Genomic DNA, 17,267 nt, shown 5'->3' with positions numbered 1-17,267 from the left:
TCCCCCTCAGCCCTTGGCCACGGCGCGCAGCCGGTCCACGACGTCGGCCCGCAGCTCGGCGGGCTCAAGCACCACCACGTCGGGCCCGAACTCCACCAGCCAGGCGTCGAGCCCGTGCCCGTACGGAATCTCCAACTCGTCCCACCCCTCGCCCGCCGCACGTATGCGGGCGGCCTTGGCGCGCAGCGGGTAGCCCGCGCCCGAACGCAGTCTGATCAGGGCGGAGCGGTCGGCGCTCTCCCCCGCCCAGCTCGCGACGGTCTCGCGCACCGTGACCACGTCGGGGACGGGGGCGGTGAACTTGCCGGCGCGGGCGCGGACCTTCCCGGTGATGCGGGAGAGCCTGAAGACCCGCTCGGCACCGCGGTCGCGGTCCCAGCCCGCGAGGTACCAGTGGCCGCGCCAGCACTCGAGAGCCCACGGCTCGACGTGGCGCTGCTCGGGGCGGGCCGCGGTGGCCTTGCGGTAGTCGAAGACGACCGGGCGGCGGTCGCGGCAGGCCAGCATCAGCGGCTCGAAGGACGCCTCATGTACGGGGATGCGCGGTTCGAGGGCGCTGTGCGCCTCGTACGGGTCGACGTCCTCCGGCAGTCCCGCGGCGCGCAGCTTCTGCAGGGCGCCGCTGGCGGCTCCGGCGAGCCGGGCCTGCTGCCAGACCTTGGCCGCGAGGCCGAGCGCGGCGGCTTCCTCGGCGTCGATGGTGATGGGCGGCAGGCGGTTGCTGTCGCGGCGCGCGAGATAGCCCACCTCGCCGTCGAGATTCTCCACCGTCTCGATGACCAGGCCGAGTTCGCGCAGATCGTCCTTGTCGCGCTCGAACATCCGGTTGAAGGAGTCGTCGGACCCCGCCTCCAGATAGGCCTCGATGGACTCGCGCAGCTCGCGCTTGCTGAGCGGCCGCCGCGTCCCGAGCAGACACAGCGCCAGGTTCATCAGCCGCTCGGCCTTGGCAATGGCCATCGACGCCCTTTCTCAACATGACTTCCGACCGCCGACCGTACCGCCCCGGGGTGTCGTCGCAAAAGCCGAGGGCCCATGCCGGAACAGGCATGGACCCTCGGCGGACAGGTCTGGTCAGACCCTGGCCCCGGTCGTCTCTCAGACGGCGACGAGGTCGCAGACGAAGATCAGCGTCTCGCCCGGCGCGATGCGGCCGCCACCGGCGCCGCGCTCGCCGTACGCGAGGTGGGAGGGGATGGTCAGCTTGCGGCGGCCGCCGACCTTCATGCCCTGGACGCCCTGGTCCCAGCCGGCGATGACCTGACCGGCGCCCAGCTGGAAGGCGAGCGGGTTGCCGCGGTTCCAGGAGGCGTCGAACTCTTCACCGCTGGAGAAGGAAACTCCCACGTAGTGGACCTGGACGGTGTCGCCGGCCTTGGCCTCCGGGCCGTCGCCCTCCCAGATGTCCACGATCTCGAGGTCGGTGGGGACCGGACCGTCGGGGAAGTCGATCTCGGGCTTCTCGATGCTCACGTTTAATGCTCCTGCTTGATACGGATGACCGGCCGGGACAGTCTTACATCTTCGCGAGGATGTCCACGGTGAAGACCAGCGTGGAGTCCTTCTTGATGGTGCTGCCCTGCGGCGGCTGGTCGCCGTACCCGAGCTTCGGCGGGACGATCACCAGGACGCGGCTGCCGACCTTCTTGCCGGTCAGACCCTGCGCCCAGCCCTTGACGACCTGCGCCAGCTGGAACGAGGCGAGCTGGCCGCTCTTGTACGAGGAGTCGAACTCCTTGCCGTCGGCCCACAGCACGCCCTTGTACTGGCACAGGAGGCTGTCGGTCTCCTTGATCTCTTCGCCGTCGCCCTCGAGGATGTAGTTCGCGACGAGCTTCTTGGGGGCGTCCTTCTTGGGGACGTCGATCGAGGGGGCCTTGCCGTCGGTGTTCGTGCCGACCTTGGGGAGGTCGATGTTGGACTGCGCGACCTCCTTGCCCTTGGCCGAGCTCTTGTTGCTGAAGGTGCCCACGAGGTCCACGACGAAGACCAGCGTGTCGTCGCCCTTGATGCCCGCCTGCTTGTTGCCCTCGGTGCCGTAACCCATCTTCGGCGGGATCGCGAGCTGCACGCGGCTGTCGAGCTTCTTGCCGACCAGGGCCTGGTCCCAGCCGGGGATGACCTGACCGACGCCGATCGGGAAGACCGTGGGGTTGCCGCGGTCGTACGAGTTGTCGAAGACCTTGGCCGTGGCCCAGATCTGGCCGAGGTAGTTCGCCTGGAGGTAGTCGCCCTTCTTGACGACGTCGCCCTTGCCCTCGACCAGGGTCTTGACGGCGAGGTCGGAGGACGGCTTGCCGGGCCCCTTGGCGACGGTCGGCTTCTGCCCGAACTTCGCCCCCTTCGTGATCTCGGGCAGCGGCCCGTCCACGATCTTCGCCGTCGGCGCGGCCGAGGACGAGTTGGAGGGGGCTGGGCTGTCACTGGGCTTGGCCTTGTCGGCCTTTTTGTCGTCGCCACAGCCGGCCAGCGTGAGCAGTCCGGCCGGAACAGCAAGGAGAAGTGAGCGTCGGCGCACGGTGGGGGCCTCGTATCGATCGATCTTGTCGGTTGGCGTGCGCGCAACTCTACGCATGGAGAAGGGCGCCGTACGAGGAACGTACGGCGCCCCGCGTTGCGTTCCCGCAACGCCTCTCCTGTATCAGGGGTTACATACCGGCGATCAGTTTCTCCACCCGGTCGTCGACCGACCGGAAGGGGTCCTTGCACAACACGGTGCGCTGTGCCTGGTCGTTGAGCTTGAGGTGCACCCAGTCGACCGTGAAGTCACGGCGCTGCTCCTGGGCCCTGCGGATGAAGTCGCCGCGCAGCCGCGCGCGGGTGGTCTGCGGAGGCACCGACTTGCCTTCGAAGATCTTCAAGTCGTTGCAGATGCGGGCGGCTTGGCCCTTCTTCTCCAGGAGGTAGTACAGCCCGCGACGTCGGTGGATGTCGTGATACGCGAGGTCTATCTGCGCGACCCGGGGATGCGACATGGTCATGTTGTTCTTCGCTCGGTACCGCTCGATGAGCTTGTACTTCATGACCCAGTCGATCTCGGTGCCGATGCGGTCGAGGTCCTCGGCCTCGATCGCGTCGAGCGTGCGGCCCCACAGTTCGAGGACCTGCTCGACCGTGCCCGTGCGGATGCCGCGGCGGTCCACGAAGTCCACGGCCTTCTCGTAGTACTCGCGCTGCACTTCGAGGGCGGACGCCTCGCGGCCGCTGGCCAGGCGCACCTTGCGGCGGCCCGTGATGTCGTGGCTGACCTCGCGGATGGCCCGGATCGGGTTCTCCAGGGTCAGGTCACGCATCACCGTGCCCGCTTCGATCATGCGCAGGACGAGGTCGGTGGCTCCGACCTTCAGGAGCATGGTCGTCTCGGACATGTTCGAGTCGCCGACGATGACGTGCAGCCGGCGGTAGCGCTCGGCGTCCGCGTGCGGTTCGTCGCGGGTGTTGATGATCGGCCGGGAGCGGGTGGTCGCGGAGGAGACCCCTTCCCAGATGTGCTCGGCACGCTGACTGACGCAGTACACGGCGCCGCGCGGAGTCTGCAGCACCTTGCCCGCGCCGCACAGCAGCTGTCGCGTGACGAGGAAGGGAATGAGGATGTCCGCGAGCCGCGAGAACTCCCCGTGCCGGGCCACCAGATAGTTCTCGTGGCAGCCGTAGGAGTTTCCCGCCGAGTCGGTGTTGTTCTTGAAGAGATAGACGTCGCCCGCGATTCCCTCCTCGTGCAGGCGGCGTTCGGCGTCGACGAGCAGGCCTTCCAGAATGCGCTCGCCCGCTTTGTCGTGCGTGACCAGCTCGGTCACGTTGTCACATTCCGGTGTTGCGTATTCCGGATGTGACCCGACGTCAAGATAGAGGCGGGCGCCGTTCCGCAGAAAGACGTTGCTGCTGCGGCCCCATGAGACAACACGGCGGAAGAGGTAGCGCGCCACCTCGTCAGGCGACAGACGGCGCTGTCCCCTAAACGTGCACGTGACGCCGTACTCATTCTCCAGCCCGAAAATGCGGCGGTCCATGACTGAACATTACGCCTGATGCCCTGCGCTGAAACCGGGTTCGACGGCACCGTTTCGATCATTTTCCGATGAACCCGCAACAACCGCCGAATCAGCGGGGAGTGCGAGCACCCGCGCCGTGGCCAGCAGGACAAGCAGAGCGGCGATGCCGGCGAGCCCCGGGACGGCGAAGCCCCATACGGTCCCGCCCCACTCGACGACGGGGCCCGCCGCGGCCGTGCCGAGCGAGGCGCCGACCGTGAACGTGGTCACGAGCCAGGAGAACGCCTCGGTCACGGTGCCCCGCGGGGCGTGCCGGTCGACGATGATGAACGCGCACGCGATCGCCGGCGCGAGGAAGACCCCGGCGACGGCGGCGAGCGCCGTCATGGCGACCGCGCCCGGCGTCAGCGTCAACGGCCAGTAGCAGAGCGCCAGCAGGGCCACCAGGACCGTCAGGCGCTTCTCCGGAACGCCGGCCCACTGCCGCGCCCCGTACACCGATCCGCCGACGAGGGCGCCAAGGCCGAGCGCCGCCATCATCCAGCCGTACACCGCGTCGCCGCCGTGCTCGTCGGCGTACGACACACCGGCGACGGTGATGGAGCCGAGGGCCATGCCGATGAAAAGGAACGCGCCGAGCAGCGCGATGAGGCCCGGTGAGCGCAGCGCGCCGAGCCAGTGCGCCTCACGGGGAGCCGAGCGCCACGCGCGCGAGGGCTGCGACACCACTACGGAGAGGGCGCCGAGCACGCCGACGGCGTTCACGACGAGCAGCGCGGCCTGCTCCGACCAGAGCGCGACGCAGCCCGTGACGAGCAGCGGTCCGACGGTGAACATGACCTCCTGGGCGATGGCGTCCATGGCGTACGCCGTGTGCACCTGCTCCTCCTTGCCCAGGACGCTGGGCCACAGGGCGCGCAGACCGCCTTCGAGGGGCGGCGTGAAGAGGCCCGCCACGCCCACCGACACGTACGCGAGGGCCAGCGCGTCCGGCCCGGTGAAGGCGAAGGCGGCCATGGCGAGGGCGGAGACGAGCGCGGCCGGGAGCTGGATGCGGGGCTGGCCGTAGAGGTCCACCAGGCGGCCGAGCAGCGGCTGGCCCACCGCGTTGGCCACTCCGTACACCGCGGCGAGCGCGCCGGCCAGGCTGTACGTCCCGCCCTCGGCGCGGATGAACAGCACGATGGCGATCGGGGCGGTCGCGTTCGGCAGGCGGCCCACCAGCGTGCCCGCGAGCAGCCGTCCCGCATATCTCGTCCGGAGGATCTCCGCGTATCCGGCAGCCATGCTTCCCGCCCCTTCCCCGTGCACCGACGCGCCGAGGTTTTACGTATAACGTCGAGGGTCATACGTACCATGAGCGCTCACCGCGGGTCCATCCGGAAAGCGTCCCGCGGGAGTGATCAGGGAGGTACCAGGAGTGGCCGGGCCACAGCAGGAGGCCGCGGGGCCACGCCCCACGAGCCGCGACGTCGCACGCGCCGCCGGGGTGTCCCAGGCCACCGTCTCCCTCGTGTTCGGCGGGAAGTGGCGCGGCCGGGTCGCCGAGCGCACCGCCGAGCGCGTCCGGGACACCGCCCGCGAACTGGGCTACCGCCCCAACCTCGCGGCCCGCAACCTCCGGCTCGGGCGCACCAGGACGGCGCTCCTGGTCGTCCCCGCCCTCACCAACGAGTTCTTCGCCCGCGTCTACACGGGGGCCGCCCGCGTGGCCGCCGAGCACGGCTTCGGCGTCGTCCTCTACCCCTCCCCCGACGGCGTCGGCCCCGCCCGCGACCCCTTCGACTCCAGCCGCGCCGCCCTCGACGGCATCCTCGCCTCCTCCATCGCGTCCGACGCCCTCGCCACCATCCAGGGCGACGAACTCCCCCTGGTCATGCTCGACAGCGACCCCGCCGACAGCCTCGGCGCGGCCACCGTCAACCTCGACATCGGCGACGGCATGCGCCGGGTGGCCGAGCATCTGCTCGCCCTGGGCCACCGCGACTTCCTGCACTTCGCCGCGGGCGTCGACTCCTGGACCTTCGACGTGCGCTCCGAGGCCCTCGCAACGGCGCTGAGGGGCACCGACGCGACCGTACGCACCGTCCGGGCACTCCTCACCGTCGACGATGCCCGCACGGCCGCTGAGGCCGCCCTCCGCGCTCCGGGGCCCCGCCCCACCGCGCTCGTCTGCGACGACGACATCCTCGCCGCGGGCGCCTGCAAAGCGGCCCGCCGCCTCGGCCTGCGCGTGCCCGAGGACCTCTCGGTGACCGGCTTCGACGACCTCACCCTCGCGACCGCCGTGGAGCCCGAACTCACCACGGTGCGGCTGCCGGCCGAACAGTTCGGCGAACGCGGCATGACGTCCCTGCTCGCGGTCCTGGACGGACGCACGCCCCGGACCGACACCCTGCCCGTCGAACTGGTGATCCGCGACTCCACGGCCCCCGCCGCCCGCTAGCCCGCCACGCATGCGTACGCCCCGCGCCCCGGCCACAGGGCCGGGACACGGGGCGTACGACGAAACGGACTACTCCTCGGCAGAACCGGACTCGGAGCCGGTGTCCGGGTCTTCGTCGTCGGACGCGGCGTCCGTGGGCGCCGAAGCGCCCCCTTCGAGCAGCCGCGCGAGCTGACGTCCGACGATCCGCTTGAACTTGCGCTGCTGCGGACGCGTACGGTCCAGGACCGCCACCTCGAGCCGCTCCGCGGGGATCTCCCGCTCGGTGCCGTTGTTGTCGCGCGACAGCGACTGCACGGCAAGCTTCAGCGCCTCGGCCAGCGACATCCCGTCACGGTGCCGCTGGTCGAGATAGGTACTGATCTGCTCGGCATTGCCGCCGACCGCGACCGAGCCGTGCTCGTCCACGATCGAACCGTCGTGCGGCAGGCGGTAGATCTGATCGGCGTCCGCCGTGGCACCCACCTCGGCGACGACGAGCTCGACCTCGTACGGCTTCTCGGCCTGGCTGGAGAAGATCGTGCCAAGCGTCTGCGCATAGACGTTCGCGAGACCGCGGGCCGTCACATCGTCACGGTCGTAGGTGTATCCCCGCAGGTCGGCGTAGCGCACGCCGCCGATGCGCAGGTTCTCGTACTCGTTGTACTTGCCGGCGGCCGCGAAGCCGATCCGGTCATAGATCTCGCTGAACTTGTGCAGCGCACGGGACGGGTTCTCGCCGACGAACACGATGCCATCGGCGAACTGCAGCACAACAAGGCTGCGACCACGGGCGATGCCCTTGCGGGCGTATTCCGCCCGGTCGGCCATGGCCTGCTGGGGTGAGACATAGAACGGCGTCGACACCGGCTATCCGTCCCTTTCTGTCAGTGACTCAGTCAGTGGCGAATACGGATCGATCAGAGCAGCGAGGCCCGCGGGCCGTCGGGCTGCTCCAAGCGCCGCTCGAGGATCGAGCGGGCGATCTCGGAGGACTCGTCGTCCGTGAGCCTGCGGAATCCCTCGTCGGAGATCACGGTCACGATCGGATAGATCCGGCGAGCCACATCCGGACCACCCGTCGCCGAGTCGTCGTCCGCGGCGTCGTACAACGCCTGGACGACGAGCGTCGTCGCCTGCTCCTCCGTCAGATCGGTGCGATAGAGCTTCTTCATCGCACCACGCGCGAAGACCGAACCGGAGCCGGTGGCCGCGAAGCCGTGCTCCTCGGAACGGCCGCCCGTGACGTCGTACGAGAAGATGCGTCCCTTCTCGCGGTCCACGTCATACCCGGCGAAGAGCGGGACAACGGCCAGGCCCTGCATGGCCATTGCCAGATTCGACCGGATCATCGTGGAGAGCCGGTTGGCCTTGCCCTCCAGGGAGAGCGTGGCACCCTCGACCTTCTCGAAGTGCTCGAGCTCCAGCTGGAAGAGCTTGACCATCTCCACGGCGAGACCGGCGGTGCCGGCGATGCCGACCGCGGAGTACTCGTCGGCCGGGAAGACCTTCTCGATGTCGCGCTGCGCGATGACATTGCCCATGGTCGCCCGCCGGTCACCGGCGAGCACCACGCCACCGGGGAACGTCACCGCGACGATCGTCGTGCCGTGCGGCGCCTCGATCACGCCCTGCGTGGGCGGCAACTGCCGGTTGCCGGGCAGGATCTCGGGCTGGTGCTCGGACAGGAAGTCCATGAAGGACGAGGACCCGGGCGTCAGGAAGGCAGCCGGTAGACGCCCGGTGCTACGAGTGTTGGCTTCCACGCGTTTCCTTCCAGATATGCGGCCGCACGGCGGACGGTGTCGGGATGGTCCCCCAACTTGCCGATGGCCGGATTGCAGTTGAAGCACAGTACGTCAGGGACCCTACCCGCCGATCGGCGGTGATCCACATGTGCGGCCAGGGCGTCCGGAGGGATCACGTCGACTCGCGTCGGCGCCTCCGGTGATGCGCGGCCCGGCAATCCGCCATGCATTGCCGGTACCGCACGCGCCCTCGACCGACATGGTCGTTATTGCCCGCCCTTTTGCACGAAGGACCGCACGAAGTCCTCCGCGTTCTCCTCGAGGACGTCGTCGATTTCGTCGAGGACGGAGTCCACGTCGTCGCTCAGCTTCTCCTGGCGTTCCTTGAGGTCCTCGGAGCCCTGCGCTTCCGCAGTCTGCTCCTCGGCCTCCTCGGTGGAACGCGTCGCCTTCTGCTGTCCGCCGCCGGTGTCCTTGGTCGCCATCTACCTCACCCCGCTCGTTCGGTTCGATGCACTTGATCAGACCCTATAAGCCAGGTCTGACATCGGCCCCGTAGTTACTGCAACGTCCGGGGACCACCTCGATGATTCCCACACGCCGGGTCTTTCAGCCTCCGGAGAGCACCCGTACCAGATCCTCTGCCGTGCGGCAGCGGTCCAGGAGCTCCTTGACGTGGTTCCGCGTCCCGCGCAGCGGCTCCAGTGTGGGCACACGCTGGAGCGAGTCGCGTCCCGGCAGGTCGAAGATGACCGAATCCCAGGAGGCCGCGGCCACGTCGTCCGCGTACTGCTCCAGGCAGCGGCCGCGGAAATAGGCGCGGGTGTCCTCAGGAGGCTTCGTCTGGGCGCGCTCGACCTGAGGCTCCTCCAGGAGCCGCTTCATCTTGCCGCGGGCCACCAGACGGTTGTACAGGCCCTTGTCGGGCCGTACGTCCGCGTACTGCAGGTCGACCAGGTGCAGCCGGGCCGCGTCCCAGTCGAGGCTGTCACGGCGGCGGTAGCCCTCCATGAGCTCCCGCTTCGCCACCCAGTCGAGCTCTCCGGAGAGGCTCATCGGGTCGCTCTCCAGACGGCCGAGGACGTCCTCCCAGCGGCTGAGAATGTCCTTGGTCTGCTCGTCGGCGTCGGAGCCGTACCGCTCCTCGACATATTTGCGGGCCAGCTCGAAGTACTCCATCTGGAGCTGTACGGCGGTGAGCGTGCGGCCGCTGCGGAGCGTGATGAGGCGCTGCAGCGTCGGGTCGTGGGAGACCTGGTGCAGGGTGCGCACGGGCTGGTCGACGGCCAGGTCCACCGCGATGAAGCCGTCCTCGATCATGGCGAGGACCAGGGACGTGGTGCCGAGCTTGAGATAGGTCGAGATCTCGGAGAGGTTCGCGTCGCCGATGATGACGTGCAGGCGGCGGTACTTCTCCGCGTCGGAGTGCGGCTCGTCCCGGGTGTTGATGATGGGCCGCTTGAGTGTGGTCTCCAGGCCCACCTCGACCTCGAAGTAGTCGGAGCGCTGGCTGAGCTGGAAGCCGTGCTCGTGGCCGTCCTGGCCGATGCCGACCCGGCCCGCGCCCGTGACGACCTGCCGGGAGACGAAGAACGGCGTCAGGTGGCGCACGATGTCCGAAAAGGGGGTTTCCCTCTTCATCAGATAGTTCTCGTGCGTGCCGTACGACGCGCCCTTGTTGTCGGTGTTGTTTTTGTAGAGGTGGATCGGCTGGGCGCCCGGCAGCTGCGCGGCCCGCTCGGCCGCCTCCGCCATGATGCGTTCGCCGGCCTTGTCCCACAGGACGGCGTCCCAGGGATTGGTGACCTCGGGTGAGCTGTACTCGGGGTGCGCGTGGTCCACGTAGAGGCGCGCCCCATTGGTGAGGATCACATTGGCGAGACCGATGTCCTCGTCCGTGAGCTGACTGGCATCGGCGGTCTCACGTGCGAGGTCGAAGCCCCGTGCGTCCCGCAGGGGATTCTCCTCCTCGAAGTCCCAGCGGGCGCGTCGCGCCCGGTGCATCGCCGCGGCGTAGGCGTTGACGATCTGGGACGAGGTGAGCATGGCATTGGCGTTCGGGTGGCCGGGGACGGAGATGCCGTACTCCGTCTCGATGCCCATTACTCGCCGTACGGTCATGCGGCCCTCCTTGCCCGGCGGCGCTCCCGTTCGGGTGCGGCGCTCAAGTACCGCTGGTTCTCCGGTGCGTGTGCGGTGCCCGTCCCCGCACTGCGCGACTCGGCGGTACCGAAGAGCCTAGAGCGCCTTTGCGCTGGTGGGGAGATCATTGCCTTCATTGAAAAACAGACAGCTGCGGGTACCCGTGAAGGACACCCGCAGCCGCCCTGTCTTCTACAGGTACTGACCGGTGTTGGCCACCGTGTCGATGGAGCGTCCGGTGTCCGCGCCCTGCTTTCCGGTGACGAGCGTACGGATGTAGACGATCCGTTCGCCCTTCTTGCCGGAGATGCGGGCCCAGTCGTCCGGGTTGGTGGTGTTGGGCAGGTCCTCGTTCTCCTTGAACTCGTCGATGCAAGCCTGGAGGAGGTGAGAGACCCTGATGCCCTTCTGGTCGGCGTCGAGGAAGGCCTTGATGGCCATCTTCTTGGCGCGTCCGACGATGTTCTCGATCATGGCGCCGGAGTTGAAGTCCTTGAAGTACAGGACTTCCTTGTCGCCGTTGGCGTACGTCACCTCGAGGAAGCGGTTCTCCTCGGATTCCGCGTACATCTGCTCCACGACGGACTGGATCATGCCGTCCACGGTGGTGCGCCGGTCGGCGCTGTGTTCGGCGAGGTCGTCCGCGTGCAGCGGGAGCCGCTCGGTGAGGTACTTGGCGAAGATGTCCTTCGCCGCCTGCGCGTCGGGGCGCTCGATCTTGATCTTGACGTCGAGACGTCCCGGCCGCAGGATCGCCGGGTCGATCATGTCCTCGCGGTTGGAGGCGCCGATGACGATGACGTTCTCCAGGCCTTCCACGCCGTCGATCTCGGCGAGCAGCTGGGGGACGATGGTGTTCTCCACGTCCGAGCTGACTCCGGATCCGCGGGTGCGGAAGAGGGATTCCATCTCGTCGAAGAAGACGATGACGGGGGTGCCCTCGCTCGCCTTCTCCCTCGCACGCTGGAAGACCAGGCGGATGTGACGCTCGGTCTCGCCGACGTACTTGTTGAGGAGCTCGGGGCCCTTGATGTTGAGGAAGAAGCTCTTCCCCTGGGCCGCCCCGGTCACCTCGGCGACCTTCTTGGCAAGGGAGTTGGCGACGGCCTTGGCGATGAGTGTCTTGCCGCAGCCGGGAGGCCCGTACAGCAGGACGCCCTTGGGCGGCCGCAGTTCGTGCTCCCTGAAGAGGTCCGGGTAGAGGTAGGGCAGTTCGACCGCGTCGCGGATCAGCTCGATCTGGTTGCCCAGACCGCCGATCTGCTCGTAGCCGATGTCCGGGACCTCTTCGAGGACGAGCTCTTCGACCTCGCTCTTGGGAACCACTTCGTAGACGTAGCCGGAGCGGGGTTCGAGCAGGAGTGCGTCGCCGGGACGGATGGTGACGTCGAGGAGTGGTTCGGCGAGCCGCACCACCCGCTCCTCGTCGGTGTGCCCGACCACCAGGGCGCGCTCGCCGTCCTCGAGGATCTCCTTGAGGGTGACGATGTCGCCCACGCTCTCGTACTCCATGGCCTCGACCACGTTGAGCGCTTCGTTGAGCATTACTTCCTGGCCGCGCCTGAGCTCTTCGAGCTCCACGCTGGGACTGACGTTCACCCGGAGCTTGCGGCCCCCGGTGAAGATGTCAGCCGTGCCGTCCTCGTTCGCCACGAGGAAGACACCGAAGCCGGCCGGCGGCTGCGCGAGCCGGTCGACTTCCTCCTTGAGGGCCACGATCTGGTCGCGGGCCTCACGGAGCGTGTTGGCGAGCCGCTCGTTCTGTGCGGATACGCCGGCCAGATTTGTCTGCAGCTCGACGATCCGCTCTTCGAGAATTCTCGTATGCCGCGGAGAGTCGGCGAGCTTGCGTCGCAGGACGGCGATTTCCTGCTCGAGATAGGCAACCTGACCGGCGGGGTCTTCAGACCCTCGTCCCGGCCGGATGCCGCGGTTGATGTCGTCGTCGTGGGCTGCCACGGTCCTCACCTCCTCCAAGGGGAGCTGGACGCTTCCAGACCCTACCTGGGTGGGTGTCGATTGAAACCCCTAGATCACAAAGACGGTCGAGGTGTGTCCGATCTTCACCCTTGCGCTCTCCCTCACACCAGGTGGATACCCACCCAACAACATCGGAAAGCGGGCGGTTGTATCGTCGAAGCGTTCAACACCCGTCAGGGTTGGCCCGACTTGCCCCCGAGTCGGCTCGCTCGACGCAGCGATCGGCAGGAGAGATGACCGTGCAGAACGAGGCTGGGACCGGCCCTGAGGGCCGCGAACTCCTGGAGGTCTGGATCGACCAGGACCTCTGTACCGGCGACGGCATCTGCGCGCAGTACGCGCCCGAGGTCTTCGAGCTCGACATCGACGGTCTGGCCTATGTGAAGAGCGGCGACGACGAGCTCCTGCAGGCGCCCGGCGCCACAACGCCCGTACCGCCGACGCTTCTGCGTGACGTGGCGGACTCGGCCAAGGAGTGCCCCGGGGACTGCATCCATGTGCGCCGCATTTCGGACAGCGTGGAGGTCTACGGCCCCGACGCGGCATGAGGCCGCCGGCCCGGCCGCGCACACCATGAACAAGGGCCTGTATCCGCCGGTCGACCGGCGGATACAGGCCCTTGTTCATGCTCCGTGTGTCACACGCTGTGCGCCCCGGCCGGCGTGGACCGCGCGAACGTGCCGTCCTTCCATTGCCACTTGGCCTCGTCCTTGAGGTCCGGGCAGCAGCTGGGCACGTCCGGTGACGAGTAGCCGTGGAGTGTGGCGGTGATCACGCCGGCCCGCACGGCGAAGTCGCTGACGTTCTGGCGGTCCTTGGGGTCGACGAGGGTGGCGACGACCCGGGGCTTGCCTCCGGTGGCACGCGTGACGACGTACACGCCGTCGGGCGGTGTGCCGGATCCGGCGGCGCAGTGCACCACGGCGACGGTCTCGGGGGCGCCGTCCCCGTCGAGGTCCCCGGAGGCCTTCTTCTTGACCACCGGTTCCACGCTGCCGCAGACGATGGGGTACGTGACGGCGGCCGCGTCCGGAGCCGGAGCAGGGGCCGCCGCGGCGGTCTTGCCGGAGGGTCTGGAGCCCGGCTGAGCGGCGTTCGCCGGGTCGGGCTGCAGGAAGGACGAGCCCGCGATGACGGCGGCGAGCGCGGCCGCTGTGGCCAGCCAGTGGATGGGGCGGGTGGTGTTGTGTGCCAGTTCCGGGACGGCGGGGTGCTGCACTAGGAGTGTCTCCTGTGAGGGCTGTGCCGGTGGGGGAGGTGGCCAGCATCGTGCCATACCTCACAGTGGGGCGGAACACCGGGGGCGTTGATCGGACCGGGCCCGTGGACGCCCCGGGGAGGGCGGTGAACGAAAAGGCGCCGCCGCCGAGTTCCCCGGTCGAAGGGGGGAACTCGGCGGCGGCGCCCGTACGTTCAGCGGTTGTACGCGGATGCCGGCGTCCGCGGCGCCGTCAGCGCTCCGCGCGGGGGGTGCCGCCGTCGGCGTTCGGGCCCGTGTAGTCGTCGCCGTAGGCGCCCTTGGAGGGGCGGCGGCGGCGCATGGGCGGCTCGACGCCGTCCGCGAGGCGGCGGGCGGTGAGCAGGAAGCCGGTGTGGCCGATCATGCGGTGATCGGGGCGGACGGCGAGGCCCTCGACGTGCCAGTTGCGGATCATCGATTCCCAGGCGGTCGGCTCGTTGAAGCCGCCGAGCTCGCGGATGGACTCGACGGTCCTCGCGAGCTGGGTGGTGGTCGCGACGTAGCAGCAGAGGATGCCGCCGGGCACGAGCGCCTTGGAGACGACGTCCAGGCACTCCCAGGGGGCCAGCATGTCGAGGATGACGCGGTCGACGTCGCTGTCGCTGAGGTTGTCCTGGAGGTCACCGACAGTGAGCTGCCAGGCGGGGTGCGGGGCGCCGAAGTAGCGCTCCACGTTCTGCCGGGCGATGTCGGCGAAGTCCTCGCGGCGCTCGTACGAGTGCAGCATTCCCTCGTCGCCGATGGCGCGCAGGAGGAAGCTGCTCAGCGAGCCGGAGCCCACCCCCGCCTCGACGACGCGGGCGCCGGGGAAGATGTCGGCGAAGGCCAGGATCTGCCCCGCGTCCTTGGGGTAGACCACGGCGGCGCCGCGGGGCATGGACAGGACATAGTCGGGGAGCAGGGGGCGCAGCGCGAGGTAGGCGACGTTTCCCGTGGTGCGGACAACGCTGCCCTCGGGAGCACCGATCAGCTCGTCGTGGGGGAAGGAACCCTTGTGGGTGTGGAAGTTCTTCCCGTCCTCGAGCGTGAACGTGTAGTGGCGGCCCTTGGGGTCGGTCAGCTGAACCTGGTCCCCGACCTTGAAGGGCCCGCGTCGGCGGGCGGCACCGGTCGGTTCGGACATGTGACCAGCCTACCGGCCCGTCCGGGGGCCGCGGACCACGGTGGCGGCGTCAGCTGGGGCGGGCCATCGCCTTGACGAAGGCGCGCTCCACGTCGGTGGCGGAGAGCACGCCGTAGATCTCGCCGGAGGCCTCGACGACGAGGTACTCCGTGGCGGGCGTCGCCCGGAGGGTGTCCAGGAGCTCCTCGCCCGCGAGCTCGGCGGAGATCCGCATGCCCTCGGTGATGTCCTGGGCCAGGCCGCTGACGGTGACCCAGGGGCGGCGGTGCTCGGGCACGCCGACGATGGCCGCCTCGCGGACCACGGACATCGGGTCGCCGTCGGCGTCGACCACGACGAGGGCGCGGGCCCCCGCGTCGTTGGCGCGGCGCAGCGCTTCGGAGAGCGGGGTCGCGGACTCGACGGGCACGGCGCGCCGGGTCAGGGCCCTGGCGCGCAGCTCGGGCAGGTGTTCGCGCAGGCGGGCCATGCGGAGGCTGTTGCCGGCGCCGGTCCAGATGATCGCGGCGAGGATCGCGGCGAGCAGGGCGTCCGTGACGGTGTCCATGCCCCCGATCTCCTGCGTCTCGCCGCCCAGCGCGCCGGACTGGTTGAGCAGGGGCAGGCCGATCAGGACGGAGATGGCGAGCGCGCGGCCGACCCAGGCGGCGGCGACGGTACCGCTCATGGGCTTGCCGGTGATCTTCCAGACGACGGCGCGCAGCATGCGGCCGCCGTCCAGGGGCAGGCCGGGCAGAAGGTTGAAGACGGCGACGATGAGGTTCGAGATCATCAGGCCCGCGAGCAGGACGCCGGGCACGGTGCCGGGCTCGACGAGGCGCATGGCCCCGTAGAAGACACCCGAGAGCACGAGGGAGAGCAGCGGGCCCACGAAGGCGAGGACGAACTCGCGGCCCGGCGTCTCGGACTCCTTCTCGATCTCCGAGACCCCGCCGAAGAACTGCAGCTGGATCCGGCGCACCGGCAGCTTGTAGCGCAGGGCGACGACGGTGTGCGCCAGTTCGTGGACGAGCACGGAGGCGTAGAAGGCGACGGCGAAGAAGAGGGAGACGAGATAGCGGGCGGCGCCGAGTTCGGGCAGGACGCGGTCGAGCTGGCCGCCGAAGACCCAGGTGATCAGGGCGGCGACGAGGAACCAGCTGGGCGCCACGTACACGGGCACGCCGAAGGGCCGCCCCATGAGCAGCCCTCCCCCGGGGCCCTTCTTGCCGCCCGGCGGGGGCGTCTTGTGGGCGGGGCCTCCGGTGGCGTGCGCGTACTCGGGGTGGGTGTCGCGCGTGGTCTCTCCGGACGCGCCCTGCGGGGTCTGCGGAGCCTGCGTGTCCTGCGTGTCCTGCGTGTCCTGCGGAGCCTGCGGGGTCTTCGCCAGGGGGTCCGCGTTCCGCGCCGGTTCGTCCGCGGCGCGCGTCTCCCGCGCGGGGGCCTGGGGCTCGGCGCTGTCGGCGCCGGTGGTGCCGCCGGTGGCCGCGCCGCTCCCGGAGCCGTCCGTGTCCACCGGACGTGGCGTTTCGGAATGGCCGGAGCCGTCCGCGGCATCCGGCCGCCGACCGTCCGTCCCGTCGGGCTGCGGCCTGCCGCTCCCGGCGCTCTCGTCCACGATGTCCCCTTGTTCGAAGCGTCCCTCGCCCCTGTCCGGCGCGGTACACGCACGATCATGCAGGGCGAGAGGGTCTGTCGTCGATGGTATGCGGCCGTTGTCGGTGGCGGGTCGTAGGGTCTTACCTCATGGAAACCAGCACCGACGGTGCCGTGACGGCCGTGCGTCCGGCGTCCCTGTCGCCCTCGCGCGCCAGCGACTTCATGCAGTGTCCGCTGCTCTACCGGTTCCGGGTGATCGACAAGCTGCCCGAGAAGCCGAGCGAGGCGGCGACCCGCGGCACGCTGGTGCACGCCGTCCTGGAGCGGCTTTTCGACGCGCCCGCGGTCGAGCGGACCGCGCCGCGCGCCAAGGGCCTGATCCCCGGCCAGTGGGACCGCCTGCGCGAGGCGAGGCCGGAGCTGACGGAGCTGTTCGCGGGCGACGAACAGGGTGAGCGGCTCGCGCGCTGGCTGGCGGACGCGGAGAAGCTCGTCGAGCGCTGGTTCACCCTGGAGGACCCCACCCGCCTGGAGCCCGCCGAGCGTGAGCTGTTCGTGCAGGCGGAGCTGGAGTCGGGCCTGAAGCTGCGCGGCATCATCGACCGCGTGGACGTGGCGCCCACCGGCGAGGTGCGCATCGTCGACTACAAGACGGGCAAGGCCCCCCGCCCCGAGTACTCCGAGGGCGCCCTCTTCCAGATGAAGTTCTACGCCCTGGTGGTCTGGCGGCTGAAGGGCGTGGTCCCGCGCCGTCTCCAGCTCGTCTATCTGGGCAGCGGCGACGTCATCACGTACGACCCCAGGACCGAGGATCTGGAGCAGGTCGAGCGCAAGCTGCACGCGCTGTGGGAGGCGATCACGCTCGCCACCGAGACGGGCGACTGGCGGCCGCGGCCGACGAAACTCTGCGGCTGGTGCGATCACCAGGCCGTATGTCCGGAATTCGGCGGGACTCCCCCGCCGTACCCCCTTGCGGTGAGGGTGCCCGAGTCCGAAGAGGGCGCGCAGGGCAGAATGGGCCCGGGCTAGCGAAGGAGAG

Annotated in this window: 16 protein-coding genes and 1 pseudogene; 3 read left to right on the top strand and 14 right to left on the bottom strand. The window is 69.3% G+C overall.

The window, feature by feature from the left end; translation table 11 throughout:
- Positions 1-6: 6 nt before the first annotated feature.
- From ABZ906_RS40305 to ABZ906_RS40285, 5 genes are all read right to left on the bottom strand, one after another.
- Positions 7-960, bottom strand: coding sequence for a WYL domain-containing protein (locus ABZ906_RS40305; RefSeq protein ID WP_361196755.1), 954 nt, complete (start codon positions 958-960; stop codon positions 7-9).
- 138 nt (positions 961-1,098) lie between these two features.
- Entirely contained in the window at positions 1,099-1,473 is a 375-nt protein-coding gene (locus ABZ906_RS40300; protein ID WP_361196752.1) for an FKBP-type peptidyl-prolyl cis-trans isomerase, read from the bottom strand.
- Positions 1,474-1,516: 43 nt separating this feature from the next.
- Positions 1,517-2,518 carry an FKBP-type peptidyl-prolyl cis-trans isomerase gene (locus ABZ906_RS40295; protein WP_361391315.1) on the bottom strand — a complete coding sequence of 334 codons (1,002 nt, stop codon included), beginning with the start codon at positions 2,516-2,518 and terminating at the stop codon, positions 1,517-1,519.
- Positions 2,519-2,648: 130 nt separating this feature from the next.
- Positions 2,649-4,010, bottom strand: a complete 1,362-nt coding sequence (gene pafA / locus ABZ906_RS40290) for a Pup--protein ligase (RefSeq protein ID WP_150165878.1) — start codon at positions 4,008-4,010, stop codon at positions 2,649-2,651.
- Positions 4,011-4,019: 9 nt separating this feature from the next.
- Complete coding sequence (locus ABZ906_RS40285) at positions 4,020-5,279, bottom strand: MFS transporter (RefSeq protein WP_361196744.1); 1,260 nt, start codon at positions 5,277-5,279, stop codon at positions 4,020-4,022.
- 133 nt (positions 5,280-5,412) lie between these two features.
- Between ABZ906_RS40285 and ABZ906_RS40280 the strand changes: the two genes are divergently transcribed.
- Positions 5,413-6,438, top strand: coding sequence for a LacI family DNA-binding transcriptional regulator (locus ABZ906_RS40280; RefSeq protein WP_361391312.1), 1,026 nt, complete (start codon positions 5,413-5,415; stop codon positions 6,436-6,438).
- 69 nt (positions 6,439-6,507) lie between these two features.
- Here ABZ906_RS40280 and prcA read toward each other — a convergent pair whose 3' ends face one another.
- The 6 genes and pseudogenes from prcA to arc all read right to left on the bottom strand — a co-directional run bounded on the left by prcA (position 6,508) and on the right by arc (position 12,266).
- Positions 6,508-7,284, bottom strand: coding sequence for a proteasome subunit alpha (gene prcA, locus ABZ906_RS40275; RefSeq protein ID WP_361391309.1), 777 nt, complete (start codon positions 7,282-7,284; stop codon positions 6,508-6,510).
- 53 nt (positions 7,285-7,337) lie between these two features.
- A complete protein-coding gene (prcB, locus tag ABZ906_RS40270; protein ID WP_361196735.1) occupies positions 7,338-8,183 on the bottom strand; it encodes a proteasome subunit beta in 846 nt (281 codons plus the stop codon).
- Positions 8,135-8,326 (bottom strand): annotated as a pseudogene (locus ABZ906_RS40265) (endonuclease domain-containing protein); the annotation flags it as partial. The pseudogene ABZ906_RS40265 and the gene prcB, both read right to left, overlap by 49 nt.
- A gap of 105 nt (positions 8,327-8,431) precedes the next feature.
- Positions 8,432-8,650 carry a ubiquitin-like protein Pup gene (locus ABZ906_RS40260; protein ID WP_361196732.1) on the bottom strand — a complete coding sequence of 73 codons (219 nt, stop codon included), beginning with the start codon at positions 8,648-8,650 and terminating at the stop codon, positions 8,432-8,434.
- Positions 8,651-8,774: 124 nt separating this feature from the next.
- Positions 8,775-10,286 (bottom strand): depupylase/deamidase Dop, encoded by a 1,512-nt coding sequence (dop, locus tag ABZ906_RS40255; protein ID WP_361196729.1) that lies wholly within the window; start codon positions 10,284-10,286, stop codon positions 8,775-8,777.
- Between the two features lie 213 nt (positions 10,287-10,499).
- Positions 10,500-12,266, bottom strand: coding sequence for a proteasome ATPase (arc, locus tag ABZ906_RS40250; protein ID WP_361196726.1), 1,767 nt, complete (start codon positions 12,264-12,266; stop codon positions 10,500-10,502).
- Between the two features lie 254 nt (positions 12,267-12,520).
- Between arc and ABZ906_RS40245 the strand changes: the two genes are divergently transcribed.
- The gene (locus tag ABZ906_RS40245) at positions 12,521-12,835 is read left to right on the top strand and encodes a ferredoxin (protein ID WP_361391306.1); all 315 of its coding nucleotides are present in this window, start codon (positions 12,521-12,523) and stop codon (positions 12,833-12,835) included.
- 89 nt (positions 12,836-12,924) lie between these two features.
- Here the strand turns inward: ABZ906_RS40245 and ABZ906_RS40240 are convergent, their stop codons facing one another.
- The 3 genes from ABZ906_RS40240 to ABZ906_RS40230 form a co-directional block, all read right to left on the bottom strand.
- Positions 12,925-13,506, bottom strand: coding sequence for a hypothetical protein (locus ABZ906_RS40240; protein ID WP_361196720.1), 582 nt, complete (start codon positions 13,504-13,506; stop codon positions 12,925-12,927).
- Positions 13,507-13,738: 232 nt separating this feature from the next.
- Positions 13,739-14,650, bottom strand: coding sequence for a tRNA (adenine-N1)-methyltransferase (locus tag ABZ906_RS40235; RefSeq protein WP_361196717.1), 912 nt, complete (start codon positions 14,648-14,650; stop codon positions 13,739-13,741).
- A 49-nt stretch (positions 14,651-14,699) separates the two neighbouring features.
- Positions 14,700-16,247: a site-2 protease family protein gene (locus ABZ906_RS40230; protein ID WP_361391304.1), complete on the bottom strand. Its 1,548-nt coding sequence runs from the start codon at positions 16,245-16,247 to the stop codon at positions 14,700-14,702.
- A gap of 128 nt (positions 16,248-16,375) precedes the next feature.
- On the opposite strand from ABZ906_RS40230, the gene ABZ906_RS40225 reads away from it, so the two are divergent.
- The gene (locus tag ABZ906_RS40225; protein WP_361391301.1) at positions 16,376-17,257 is read left to right on the top strand and encodes a PD-(D/E)XK nuclease family protein; all 882 of its coding nucleotides are present in this window, start codon (positions 16,376-16,378) and stop codon (positions 17,255-17,257) included.
- The last annotated feature ends 10 nt before the right edge of the window (positions 17,258-17,267 follow it).

Origin of the sequence: Streptomyces sp. NPDC046925 (assembly GCF_040644915.1) — a bacterium.
Lineage (GTDB): Bacteria > Actinomycetota > Actinomycetes > Streptomycetales > Streptomycetaceae > Streptomyces.
This window is presented reverse-complemented; position numbering and strand designations above follow the sequence as displayed.

Coding starts and splice junctions, on each gene's coding strand:
- ABZ906_RS40285 (WP_361196744.1), bottom strand. CDS start 5,279: ATGGCTGCCGGATACGCGGAGATCCTCCGGACGAGATATGCGGGACGG.
- ABZ906_RS40245 (WP_361391306.1), top strand. CDS start 12,521: ATGACCGTGCAGAACGAGGCTGGGACCGGCCCTGAGGGCCGCGAACTC.
- ABZ906_RS40305 (WP_361196755.1), bottom strand. CDS start 960: ATGGCCATTGCCAAGGCCGAGCGGCTGATGAACCTGGCGCTGTGTCTG.
- pafA (WP_150165878.1), bottom strand. CDS start 4,010: ATGGACCGCCGCATTTTCGGGCTGGAGAATGAGTACGGCGTCACGTGC.
- ABZ906_RS40225 (WP_361391301.1), top strand. CDS start 16,376: ATGGAAACCAGCACCGACGGTGCCGTGACGGCCGTGCGTCCGGCGTCC.
- ABZ906_RS40235 (WP_361196717.1), bottom strand. CDS start 14,650: ATGTCCGAACCGACCGGTGCCGCCCGCCGACGCGGGCCCTTCAAGGTC.
- dop (WP_361196729.1), bottom strand. CDS start 10,286: ATGACCGTACGGCGAGTAATGGGCATCGAGACGGAGTACGGCATCTCC.
- ABZ906_RS40260 (WP_361196732.1), bottom strand. CDS start 8,650: ATGGCGACCAAGGACACCGGCGGCGGACAGCAGAAGGCGACGCGTTCC.